At 42.2% G+C, this 12,310-nt stretch carries 13 protein-coding genes; 5 read left to right on the top strand and 8 right to left on the bottom strand.

Translation table 11 applies throughout. The annotated features are described in order from the left end of the window. The 5 genes from R2B77_RS13205 to mutY form a co-directional block, all read right to left on the bottom strand. A partial coding sequence (locus R2B77_RS13205; protein WP_322555721.1) for an ABC transporter ATP-binding protein occupies positions 1-1,544 on the bottom strand: 1,544 nt, incomplete at its 3' end. A 104-nt stretch (positions 1,545-1,648) separates the two neighbouring features. Then, on the bottom strand, positions 1,649-2,194 hold the full coding sequence (gene ntdP, locus R2B77_RS13200; protein ID WP_203248625.1) for a nucleoside tri-diphosphate phosphatase: 546 nt from the start codon (positions 2,192-2,194) through the stop codon (positions 1,649-1,651). 319 nt (positions 2,195-2,513) lie between these two features. Beyond that, entirely contained in the window at positions 2,514-2,729 is a 216-nt protein-coding gene (locus tag R2B77_RS13195; protein ID WP_203248624.1) for a gamma-type small acid-soluble spore protein, read from the bottom strand. A 62-nt stretch (positions 2,730-2,791) separates the two neighbouring features. Then, the gene (fabL, locus tag R2B77_RS13190) at positions 2,792-3,538 is read right to left on the bottom strand and encodes an enoyl-[acyl-carrier-protein] reductase FabL (RefSeq protein ID WP_203248623.1); all 747 of its coding nucleotides are present in this window, start codon (positions 3,536-3,538) and stop codon (positions 2,792-2,794) included. Between the two features lie 4 nt (positions 3,539-3,542). Beyond that, positions 3,543-4,601, bottom strand: coding sequence for an A/G-specific adenine glycosylase (gene mutY / locus R2B77_RS13185; RefSeq protein ID WP_203248622.1), 1,059 nt, complete (start codon positions 4,599-4,601; stop codon positions 3,543-3,545). Between the two features lie 108 nt (positions 4,602-4,709). Between mutY and R2B77_RS13180 the strand changes: the two genes are divergently transcribed. Further along, entirely contained in the window at positions 4,710-5,693 is a 984-nt protein-coding gene (locus R2B77_RS13180; RefSeq protein ID WP_203248621.1) for a metal-dependent hydrolase, read from the top strand. Positions 5,694-5,724: 31 nt separating this feature from the next. On the opposite strand, the gene R2B77_RS13175 is transcribed toward R2B77_RS13180, so the two are convergent. Beyond that, positions 5,725-6,057, bottom strand: a complete 333-nt coding sequence (locus tag R2B77_RS13175) for a YfhH family protein (RefSeq protein ID WP_203248620.1) — start codon at positions 6,055-6,057, stop codon at positions 5,725-5,727. Next, positions 6,047-6,859 (bottom strand): recombination regulator RecX, encoded by an 813-nt coding sequence (recX, locus tag R2B77_RS13170; RefSeq protein WP_203248619.1) that lies wholly within the window; start codon positions 6,857-6,859, stop codon positions 6,047-6,049. The genes R2B77_RS13175 and recX overlap by 11 nt, the downstream gene beginning before the upstream one ends. Positions 6,860-6,954: 95 nt before the next feature. On the opposite strand from recX, the gene R2B77_RS13165 reads away from it, so the two are divergent. Together R2B77_RS13165 and R2B77_RS13160 are read left to right on the top strand one after the other, a co-directional pair. After that, positions 6,955-7,863 (top strand): TIGR01777 family oxidoreductase, encoded by a 909-nt coding sequence (locus R2B77_RS13165; protein WP_203248618.1) that lies wholly within the window; start codon positions 6,955-6,957, stop codon positions 7,861-7,863. A gap of 47 nt (positions 7,864-7,910) precedes the next feature. After that, the gene (locus tag R2B77_RS13160; protein WP_203248617.1) at positions 7,911-8,714 is read left to right on the top strand and encodes a polysaccharide deacetylase family protein; all 804 of its coding nucleotides are present in this window, start codon (positions 7,911-7,913) and stop codon (positions 8,712-8,714) included. 53 nt (positions 8,715-8,767) lie between these two features. On the opposite strand, the gene R2B77_RS13155 is transcribed toward R2B77_RS13160, so the two are convergent. Then, entirely contained in the window at positions 8,768-9,937 is a 1,170-nt protein-coding gene (locus R2B77_RS13155; RefSeq protein ID WP_203248615.1) for an MFS transporter, read from the bottom strand. 454 nt (positions 9,938-10,391) lie between these two features. Here R2B77_RS13155 and R2B77_RS13150 point away from each other — a divergent pair, with 454 nt between their 5' ends. Together R2B77_RS13150 and R2B77_RS13145 are read left to right on the top strand one after the other, a co-directional pair. Further along, positions 10,392-10,568 (top strand): SE1561 family protein, encoded by a 177-nt coding sequence (locus tag R2B77_RS13150; protein ID WP_203248613.1) that lies wholly within the window; start codon positions 10,392-10,394, stop codon positions 10,566-10,568. 24 nt (positions 10,569-10,592) lie between these two features. Then, positions 10,593-12,128: a fumarate hydratase gene (locus R2B77_RS13145; RefSeq protein ID WP_212391779.1), complete on the top strand. Its 1,536-nt coding sequence runs from the start codon at positions 10,593-10,595 to the stop codon at positions 12,126-12,128. Positions 12,129-12,310 lie beyond the last annotated feature (182 nt).

The raw sequence follows: 12,310 nt of genomic DNA, 5'->3' as shown, positions 1-12,310 counted from the left end.
CTTTCGAGGTCGAGCGCTGATGTCGCTTCATCCAATACAAGCAATGGCGGATTTTTTAAAAAGACACGGGCAATGGCAATGCGTTGCTTTTGCCCGCCAGATAATTTCACACCACGCTCTCCCACTTTCGTGTCATAGCCGAGAGGTAATGATTCGATGAAGTCATGCGCATTCGCCGCTTTTGCAGCTACAATGACTTCCTCATCTGATGCATTAGGATTCCCCATCAATATATTACTTTTAACAGAATCACTGAACAAAATACTTTCCTGTAGCACGATACCAATTTGATCACGCAATGACTTCACTGTCACATCACGCAAATCATAGCCATCTATTCGAACAGCTCCGCCTGTGACATCATAAAAACGTGGAATTAAACTAATTACTGTCGACTTTCCGCCGCCACTCATCCCGACGAATGCTACGGTTTCTCCTGGATTCACAGTGAAGTCAATGCTGTTCAACACAACTTGTCCACCTTGCTCATAGGAAAAACATACTTTGTCGAACTCAATTTTCCCGCTTACGGCAGGTAGCTCCACTGCATTTTCTTTATCTGTAATGTCATATCCCTCCTCCATCAAATCAAATACACGGTCCATCGAGGCAAATGATTGCGTCAGTGATGTTGATGAATTGACGAGCCTACGAAGCGGGCTATACAGTCTGTCGATATAAGCGATAAACGCCACCATCGTCCCAAGAGATAATGCTCCATTTATGACCTGATAGCCTGCATAGGCAAGCACAAGTAAAGGGGCAACATCCGTAATGGTATTGACGACAGCAAAGGCCTTTGCATTCCATTTGGTATGATCGATAGCTTTATCAAGAAACTGACCGTTTACCTCATCGAAGTTATTTTGTTCCTTTTCCTCTAATGCAAAGCTTTTTATAACGCTGACACCTGAAACGCGTTCATGCAAATAACTTTGCACATTCGCTAAGGCTTGGGATCGTTTTCTTGTTAATTCGCGTAGTTTGCCAAAAAAATGCTTCACACTATAAGCGTAGAAAGGAAATGCGAGAAGCGTGACGATCGTCAACGGAACGTCCAACGTCAACATGATTGCAATCGCGATGAGAATCGTCGCTAAATCGAGCCAGACATTCATTAGTCCAATCATGACAAAGTTTTTCGTCTGCTCCACGTCATTGATCACACGTGAAATAACTTCTCCAGCTCGCGTATTGGAATAGTAGTTCAAGCTGAGTTTTTGCAAATGCCCGAATAATACTTGGCGGATATCGTATAAGATTTTATTGCTAACATATTGTGCAAAGTATTGCCGGTAATATTCAACTGGCGGTCGGACGATGAAGAATAATAACGCCGTCCCACCAAGCCAATAAAAGAGCTGCTGCGTCATTTCTGCCTTCGATAACAGATCCGAGTCGATAATATCGTCAATAATAATTTTTATCAATAAGGGCATAAATAAGGGTATTGCAAACTTTATAACACCAAGAATAATCGTCACAAGAATGAGCCAATTGTATGGCTTGACGAACTTCATATACCTTTTAATACTTTCACCCATTTTCGTTATACCTCCCTCTATCAATTCTGCTGTAGCTTACTCAGTTTGAATTCCCTTATTCAGCAAGCAAAAAAGCCTACCGTCAATAATCACGGTCAGGCTTTTCACTTACCATTCTTAACCTGTTTGTAAAACGCATACCGTGCCGTCCAAACTTCGATGAAGTCGGGAGCGAACGGTCCTCTACGCTGCTTGATCCAACCTAATAATGTCGTTAAATTCTTTTGCATAATCTGATCGATGATTTCAGGGTATTCCATCTGTTTCTTATGATCGGCATATTCGTCTTCATCGAGAATCATATAGCTCATATCAGGGAACACTTTCACATCAAGATCATAATCAATATACTTCAATGATTTGTTATCGTAGATGAACGGCGAACTCATATTGACATAATAGTAAACGCCATCTTCTCTCAGCATACAAATAATATTGAACCAATGTTCCGCATGAAAATAGCAAATTGAAGGCTCACGCGTCAACCAAGTGCGACCGTCTGCCTCTGTAACAAGCGTCCGTTCGTTTGCCCCAATAACAATATTCCGCGTTCCTTTTAATACAACTGTCTCTTGCCAAACACGATGAATGCTACCGTTATGTTTGTAACTATGTACTTGTATCGTTTCTCCTTCTGTAGCAATCGCCATGATTATACCCACCCTTTAGTTGCCAAAAAATTTCTAAGCTTTCTTTATTTCATCATTATACCAACAGAACGGCAAAATTTGAAATCTTATAATCCTTTTTTCTTATTTTAAGTGACATCCCCCGGAGACTTTGCATTCGTTCAATGTATGTTCGAGCACACTCCGCATAGTAGACTACACCACATTCACCTTGCCGCACATCAAGGTAATCGTTTTCTGTAGCTGACACTTCGCTTTCAATACACATACATTTGCTGAACGCATATAAAGAAAACCGATGGGAGCGTGATGCCCCCATCGGTCGGTGATGTCCATCCACTTATTTAGTGCCGTTTTCAAATCGGTTCGCGCGCGGACCGGAAGCATTTTTCTTCTTTGCTTCAGATTGTTGGTTTTGTTTACGAACCTCATTCACATCTGTTTCAGAACCAAATTCTTCAGCCATCGGTGTAAATGATTGGTTTTGTTGTGATAGCTGATTTTGTTTCTTCACTTTGTTCGCATTTGTTTGGCCTGGGTTGTTATTGTTTGTCATGGATTTTCACCTCCGTACACACTAACATGTGCACAAAACGTTTTTTTATCCACTAGAAAATTTTACAACAAGACAGAGCGGCCACCATCTACAATTATTGTCTGCCCACGAATCATATCCGCTCCATCTGAAATAAGGAACATCGCCGTTTTCACCATATCCTCGACTTCAACCATGCGACCTGCCGGCGTGTTTTTGCGTGCATCTTCCAACATTTCATCGCGATTCGGGAAATGCTTCAACGCTTCTGTATCAAGCGCTCCCCCAGACACCGTATTCACAGCAATGCCTCGTGGAGCAAGTTCAACTGAAAGATAACGTGTAATAGACTCAATTGCCGCCTTCGAAACGCCAACTGTCGTATAATTTTCAAGATAACGTATGGAGCCAAGTGAACTGACGCCAAGAATTTTTCCGCCTTTATCCATTAGCTTAGCTGCTTCCTGCGCGCCGAATAACATCGCTTTGGCGTTAATATTCATCGTCCAATCCCAGTGTGACTCCTCCAGCTCCATCACAGGACGCAATACGCCAGATGCCGCATTCGATATAAACACATCTAGACGTCCAAATTCTTCTTTCACCTGTTCAAACATGACGCGTAATTTAGCGACATCCCCGACATTGGCACGGATCATAATCGCCTTTCTACCTAGCGCTTCAATTTCTTTCACAGTCTCTTCCGCCGCAGATCTACTACGCGCGTAGTTCACCACGATATCATAACCTTGCCTTGCTAGCTCAATCGCCAACGCCTTCCCCAATCCTCTAGAACTCCCCGTCACCATTGCTACTTTTTGAGTTGTCATACATTTATTCCTCCCATTTAATTTCTTCCCATATTTTTAAAACAGGTACTGGCTTCGGCAACGCTTCTACTTCTTCCACTGTAAAAAATCGGTAACCAGGTGGTAATGAATCGGTGCCTTTCATCTGTGCTTTGAAGCTTGTCATCTCCCATGTTATATGGGAAAAAATATGTTTAAATGTTAATACATCAACAACATTTTCTAACTCAACACCAAATTGTTGGCGCATTTTTTCTAATGGTGCTATGCCATCCAATCGTTCAACCATCGGAAATTCCCATAGCCCTGCTAGCAAACCTTTTGCTGGCCTTTGCCTTAGCAGCCATTCTCCTTGCTTGTTCTGTATCGCGAATGATGCAACCGGAATTACTTTCATCGTTGTTTTTTTCGTCTTGACAGGCAATTCCTCTTGTCTACCTTCATGAAAAGCATTGCAAAAATCACGTACCGGACAAAGTAAGCATTTTGGTTTAGGCGTACAAATTGTCGCACCAAGCTCCATTAATCCTTGATTGAATGAAGACGGATCTTTTCGATCGATTAATTCCATCACGACTGTCTCAAAAATCTTTTTCGTGCGCGGAATCGCAATATCTTCTTCAATTAAAAGAAGACGAGACATCACACGCATAACATTGCCGTCGACAGCATGCTCCGGAACGCCAAAAGCAATACTGAGTACTGCACCAGCTGTGTAGGGTCCGACACCCTTTAACTTGGATATCTCCTGACGCGTATCCGGCACTTCCCCGCCATAATTTTCGACCACTTCCCGAACACCCATCTGCAAATTCCTTGCCCGTGAGTAATAGCCGAGACCTTCCCACATTTTCAACAAATCATTTTCATTTGCTGATGCAAGTATTTCCATTGTCGGAAAGCTGTCGATAAATCGCTCATAATAAGGAATCACTGTATCGACTCTTGTTTGCTGTAACATGATTTCAGAAACCCATATATAATAAGGGTTTGACGTATGACGCCAAGGTAAATCCCTCTTTTCGCGATGATACCAAGAAAGAAGTGCTTCGCGAAATTCGTCTTTTTTCATTATTATTTGCATGTTTTGCTCCTTATCACATATGCTTACTGTTAATCGAAAAAGGGTATATACTGTATAGATGTAGAATGCTTTTCGCCTCCGATAATCTTTGGCTAAAGGAGTGATCACTTGGATACTGGAACACATATTGTCATGGGCATAGCTCTCGGCGGTCTAGCTTTGGCGGATCCTGTCGTTTCAACCGACACTGCCACAATGAGTGCTGTCGTCGCTGGCGTCATCGTTGGATCACTTATACCAGATGTCGACACCGTCTTAAAATTAAGAAATAACGCGGTCTATATTCGTAATCATCGTGGGATTACACACTCTATCCCGGCTGTATTGTTATGGCCGCTTATCATCACTATACTATTATCCCTTGTAGTACCTGAAGCTAGCTTCATCCACTTATGGGCTTGGACGTTTCTTGCCGTTTTCTTGCATGTTTTCGTTGATATTTTTAATTCATACGGAACACAGGCATTGCGACCCTTCTCAAACAAATGGGTTGCTATCGGGGTCATCAATACATTTGATCCCATCATTTTCGCTTTACACGGTATTGCCCTTATCATTTGGGGACTAGGAGCTAATCCTGTCTATACCATTTTGACGACCTACGTAGTTATTTTCTTTTATTATTTGCTGCGCTTTGCTATTAAATCCGCAGTGAAAAAAGCTGTTCAAAATACTGTACCCGATGCGACAGATATTATTATTGCCCCTACGATGCGATTTTTCCAATGGCGAATCGCCGCGTCCTCAGAGGAATGTCATTATGTTGGACGAGCTTACGGCCGGTCCGTTAATATCTATGACCGTTTTGAACGAGTAGCTATGCCAAAGTCGCCTGAAATCGACGTAGCTATGAGTGACAAAAATATCGAGGCATTCACATCGTTCTCTCCGATTTATCGTTGGTCAGTCACAAGTATTGGTGACTTATGTGAAGTTCGCCTTATAGATTTGCGCTACCGAAGCAAAGGCTATTATCCATTTGTCGCAGTTGCACATGTCGATAAAAATCTCAACATCGTTAACTCCTATACGGGTTGGATTTTCTCAGAGGACAAACTACAAAAAAAGTTGAATTTTGCACCGAATTCTTAAATAAATGGGCTATGGTAAAACATAGCCTTTTTTATTTTCCTTCTTTAACCGGCTTCAACATCGCAATTGGCAATGCCTCCATTGCACGCTCGCCACCTAAACGATAGCCCCAAGCAAAGCGACCTTTCAAATAATCGACATGGAAAAAGACACCCTCATCACCATCAATACGATAAATTTCATCCTTCACAATCGTCTTCGGATCAATTAAATACGATTGTGCCATAACTGCTTTACGTTGATACACCGCATACTCGTTAACCATGCCAAGCTGTTCAGCCTTTCGCGCCTTCTCCATGATCGTACCGATTTCTGTGCGTAATTCATGCTCTGACATCTGGCTATACTTTTTTTCATTCTCCATCTTCTTCATTCTCCTTTTTATCAATAAACGCATCAATTTTATCAAACGGGATTCCTTTTTGATACATCGCTTGCTTCACACGGTTATGTAGATCGCGCCCTTTGAACTTTGATTGATGGCGCCGCCATGCTTTTTCTCCGACCGACTCCGTAATCTCTGCCCATTCGTCGTCTCCCCGCTCGAAGTCTATATTATTAAGCGCTTGGTTAATAATATCAAATGAGTAGCCTTTACTTAACAAGGCATTTTGTATTTTTTGTTTCAATTGTATGGGAGCCACAGAACGGTTAGCCTTCGCCGCCTTTTCCGCCAGCTTCGTTGCAATTTGTAACTGTTCATCTTCTGAATAAGAATCCAGTACTTTTTCTTGCAACTCCTTCCCAATACCTTTCTTATGCATCTCCTGTTGAATAGCCCTCGGACCTTTACTCGATGAATTTTTTTGCGTTTGCAAAAGGGCTTCTGAATAGGCTTCATCATTCAAGAAACCCAGTTCCTTCAATTTCACAATCGCTTCCCGAACAATCGCTTCTCCATACTCAAGATCCAACAACTTTTTCTTCACTTCAAACTCACTACGCATTTTGAAGCCTAGATAATGAAGAGCTCGGTTAAATGCTTTACGTATTTCATCCTCATACACCATATCATCTATGGACCAGTCTTCCAGCACCATTCCTTTGGTCAACCCAAATTTTACAAGCACCGATTCGTGGACACTATAGGCGTATTTTTCGTCGAGGAAAATATTGTATCGTTCGTGATCTTTTTTCTGTTGTGTTATCTTCGTAATGACAGGCATTTTTACAGAACCTCCTACTCTTTACAAGTATACATGTTCTACCGTTCAAGTTCAGCTTAATAGGGTATAGATTACTACATGGAGGTGTTGAAAATATGAAGATTGTTATTGCAGGTGGTTCTGGCTTTATCGGTCAAAAGTTGACGACTTTCCTTTTGAATGAAGGGCATGACATTATTATTTTATCGAGGAAAGAGAAAAAAGGAACCAACAACATCAGCTACGTACAATGGCTCCAAGAGGGGGCTACACCAGAAATAGCAATTGGCTCAGCAGATGCCTTTGTCAACCTTGCAGGTGTATCCATCAATGCAGGACGTTGGAATGCTGAACACCGACGCCAAATTCACGACAGTCGCATGATTGCTACAGACGAGTTATTGCGGATCATCTCTACTTTACCAATTAAACCTTCCGTCCTCGTCAACGCAAGTGCAATCGGTATCTATCCAGCTTCAGAAGAAATCATTTATACAGAAGATGCCACCACCATTGCAAACGATTTCCTCGCACAAACTGTGGCGGATTGGGAAAAGAAAGCTACATTAGTAGAAGCTGAAGGAATCCGGTCTGTTTTCATGCGTTTCGGTGTCGTTCTCGGTAAAGGTGGCGGCGCACTACCACCTATGGTGTTGCCCTACAGACTATTTGCAGGCGGTAAAGTCGGATCTGGTAAACAGTGGCTATCCTGGATCCATGTAGATGATGTTGTGCGTGCAATCGCCTTCGCCATTACGAACAAAAACGTACATGGACCAGTTAATACGGCTTCGCCGTTCCCACAGCGAATGGATGATTTCGGCAAAACAATTGGATCCGTTTTACACCGTCCACATTGGTTTCCCGTTCCTGGATTTGTCATGAAGCTAGTGCTCGGCAAGAAAAGCGCACTTGTTTTAGAAGGGCAACATGTCTTACCTAAAAAATTACTCGATAATGGATTTGAATTCAAATTCCCTAAGCTCAAGGCTGCATTACGGAATATCCTAAAAGAAAACGTATAACTTTTCATCTTGCGCACATCCTACCAAAAAAGGAAGGTGCGTTTTTTATGATTAAACAGCATGGCCCTGGAATTATACTGGCAGCTTTCATAGTAGTAGCCGGATTTGTATTGAATCCTTTTTCTACGAAAGCAGAAGAATTTCATTGGGGATTTAAAAAAGCGACAGATGGCATTCCACCAAGCGCTGGCGCCGCACTCGATTCAATGCTCGAAAAATATGGTGCTATTTACAAAGGAAAGCCTGATGAAAAAATTGTCTATTTAACCTTTGATAACGGCTACGAAAATGGCTATACAGAAAGTATTTTAGATACACTGAAAAAGGAAGAGGCTCCCGCAACCTTTTTTCTCACGGGACATTATTTAAAAAGTGCCACACCACTTGTCAAACGAATGATTGAGGAAGGTCATGGCATTGGGAATCATACTTATGGTCACCCAAACCTAACTACACTATCTGGGCAAGGGATGGAAGAAGATTGGAAGAAATTCGATAAATTATTGAATGAACTAACTGGAATAAAACGGACAGTATATACGCGGCCGCCTGCTGGTGTATTTAATGACAATGTACTTGCCAAAGGAAATGAGCTTGGCTACCGCCATATTTTCTGGTCGGTCGCTTTTATCGACTGGTATGCAGACAAGCCGAGGGGACGTGATTTTGCATACAATGAATTGATGACCCAGCTCCATCCGGGCGCCGTCATTTTAATGCATACTGTTTCTCCTGATAATGCGCAAGCATTGCCTGACTTTATCCGCGACGCTAAAAAGGCTGGCTACGCCTTCCATTCACTCGATGATCTTGTGCTGGAATATGAAAACATTCACTCGATTTTAAGATAAGAAAAAGCGTCCAATGTGGACGCTTTTTCTTATATGAGAGCTCCGAGTGCCTGTTAGGCGATCGCTTTCATTTTCCCTAATAGCGCCAGTACGAACAAAGTGCCCAAGAAAATTGAAATGAGTAGCAAGTAACTGAAGCTGGCTTCAAATTCAAGGAAGATCCCACCGAGAAACGGACCCGTCAAGCTTCCAATACTAAAAAAGATACCGCATAGTAAATTCCCTGTTGGCAAGAGATGCTTCGGTGTCAATTCAGACATATACGAAATACCTAGCGAAAAAATCGAGCCAACAAAAAGACCAGCTATGAAAAACATCGACATGACCGCAATCGAGGACGTCCCCACTGTACTTGCCGCAAAGAACGATGCCGCCCCACCGCCAAATGCCATCAAAAAGACGGGGCGCCTGCCAATTTTGTCCGACAACATCCCAAGAGGCAATTGCGAAACCATTCCACCCAATGAAAATGACACTAGAATCAACGATACCGATGTCAGATCAATCCCACTTCTTAGCGCATAGACCGGATACATCGCATTGAGAGATGATTCAAGAAAACCATAGCCGAATGGACCGAGAAATGCCAACCATGCAACGGCAATTGTTGCTTTGAATCTTGTAAAAAACCGTTCTTCAACTGCCTTCCCTTTAATAACATCCGGGAATTCATTTTTCAGTCTGAAAACAAGTGACCATGCCAGCATGCAAAGTACACCAGAGACGATAAATGGTAATCCTTCAAACACATTGATAAGTGGCACGAATAGCGGCCCTACCGCAAAGCCAGTCCCAAATGACAAACCGTAAATGGCAATATTACGCCCCAATCGTTGCTGAGGGGAAAAACTCGTAATCCACGTCTGTGTGGAGAAATGCAAAGCATGATCCCCTATGCCTATTAGAAGTCTTAATATGTACCAAAACACAACACTTTTCCATAATGGAAATAACAACAATGAGCAAAAGACGAGTATCCCACCACCGATAATAATTGGCTTATAACCAAACCGACGTAACGGTGCCTCCATAAATGGAGATACCAGAAGCGTTCCTATGTATAGTCCCGTTGCATTCAATCCATTCAATGCACTCGATACACCATCGCGTTCAAAAATAGCTGAAATAAGCGGCAATAGCATTCCTTGTGAGAATCCAGAGATGGATACGATGATGACAAGAATCCAAAAACGTTTCCTCTCTACTTGCGAAAAAGTATTCATATTTTTTTACGCTCCCTATTTTAATGACCATTGTATGATTCTAGCATAGGAGAACAGTAAATCAGCGCAATTTTACATAACATCATCTTTTAAAAAAATCGTAAAGACCCAGTCCATATCTGATTGTCAGATTACGGCTGGGCCTTTACATATGAATTGAACCTTCATTATCATTTTCCATTAACATAAGTCGTAGTCGTCTCTCGGCATATAGCCGGTGGACACTTACGGATCCCCTCCTTCTTAACAGGATTCGATTTGTCTTTACTCTACGCCCTCCCTTTCATTTGATTACACATATCATAGCATAAAGATTTTTAATTGTAAAGATTCTGTTAAGTTTTTTATTCAATAAATTCTTATGCCTTTTTTTCATCTTTGCGTAGTTATTGGAGCCTGTTGAAAAAAACCTTTTTTTCGTTTACGATTATAGTAATGAAAAGAGGTGTACGTATTGGATAACGCACAAGATCATAACCAAGTTGATGGGTTAAAAACACGCTTCCATCAATTCTTAGAAACACTTGATACAATTGAACCTGAAACAGCAGATTTGCAAGAAATTGATCGCCTAATCGGCATGATTGACGACCTTGAAGAACAAGTCGAAAAGATAAAATCAACTAACTAATTATATAGGGAGGGGGGCTTGAGTATGTACATAGAACAAATCGAAAAAAGCATGTATGATCTCATTTGTGAAACATCGACAAATCTTCCGAAGGATGTGCGCCGAAAAATTCTTGCAGCAAGACAACAAGAAGACGCAGGCACACGCGCGGCGATGAGCTTGGATACGATTGCTCAAAATATCAATATGGCGGATGAGAAAATGTCACCTATCTGTCAGGACACGGGCATGCCTACATTTAAAATCAAAACTCCTGTCGGCGTGAACCAGCTTGAAATCAAAGCAGCTATTAAGCGTGCCATTGTTCAAGCGACAAAGGATACGAAACTCCGCCCGAACTCCGTTGACTCCTTAACTGGCGACAACAGCGGCGATAATCTTGGTGAAGGCGTCCCTGTTGTGAAATTTGAACAATGGGAACAAAACCATATAGAAGTAAAGCTCATCCTAAAGGGTGGCGGCTGTGAGAATAAAAACATCCAGTATAGCCTGCCAACTGAGCTTGAAGGGCTTGGGCGTGCTGGTCGCGACCTCGACGGCATTCGTAAATGTGTTTTACACTCCGTCTACCAAGCGCAAGGACAAGGCTGCTCGGCAGGCTTCATCGGCGTTGGAATTGGCGGGGATCGCGCTTCCGGCTATGACCTTGCTAAAGAACAGCTATTTCGTGCGGTTGACGATGTAAATCCAAATGATCAATTGGCTGGGCTAGAGGCTTATATTTTAGAATCAGCAAACAAACTTGGCATCGGCACAATGGGCTTCGGTGGTGAAGTGACACTTCTTGGCTGCAAAGTGGGCGTCATGAATCGTATTCCTGCTAGCTTCTTCGTTTCCGTAGCGTATAACTGCTGGGCGTATCGTCGGATGGCTGTCGATATTGATGCTGTGTCTGGCGAAATTACAAATTGGCATTATAATGATGGCGAAAAAATCGCTTTCACACAGGATAACGAGCCGGAAGAACAACAAGCTATGCGTACAGTAGAGCTAACTGCACCTATTTCTGAAGAACAAATTCGTGATTTAAAAGTAGGCGACGTTGTTAAAATTTCAGGGCGTATGTTTACAGGCCGTGATGCGATTCATAAGCATCTTTCTGAAAATGATGCACCTGTCGATTTGGACGGACATATTATTTACCATTGCGGCCCTGTCGTCTTGAAAAAAGACGATGGCAGCTATGAAATTAAAGCTGCTGGTCCAACAACCTCCATTCGTGAAGAGCCTTATCAAGGTGATATTATGAAGAAGTTTGGTATTCGAGCAGTTATCGGTAAAGGCGGTATGGGTCCTAAAACACTCGCTGCCCTTGAAGAACACGGTGGCGTCTATCTAAACGCAATCGGCGGAGCAGCACAATATTATGCCGACTGCATTAAAGAGGTTGAAGGTGTAGACTTACTACAATTTGGAATCCCTGAAGCGATGTGGCATCTACGCGTCGAAGATTTCACAGCGGTTGTCACAATGGACTCACACGGCAACAGTTTACACGCCGATGTTGATAAAACATCACTTGAGAAACTAGCACAGTTCAAGGAAAAAGTATTTAGCTAAAAAAAAGTCTAGCGTCCTGTATCGGAGTACTTCCGAATACAGGACGCTTTTTATGTTGAATGAACGAAGATAATGGTATCACCCGCTCCACTATTTTATTCATGAGCAAATCAGTAACACTTCCCATTTCATAGTGCTACACTATAAACAATAATAATTATTATCTAGTAATTCATATTAAT

Origin of the sequence: Sporosarcina beigongshangi, from assembly GCF_033485195.1 — a bacterium.
Classification (GTDB): Bacteria; Bacillota; Bacilli; order Bacillales_A; family Planococcaceae; genus Sporosarcina; species Sporosarcina beigongshangi.
This window is presented reverse-complemented; position numbering and strand designations above follow the sequence as displayed.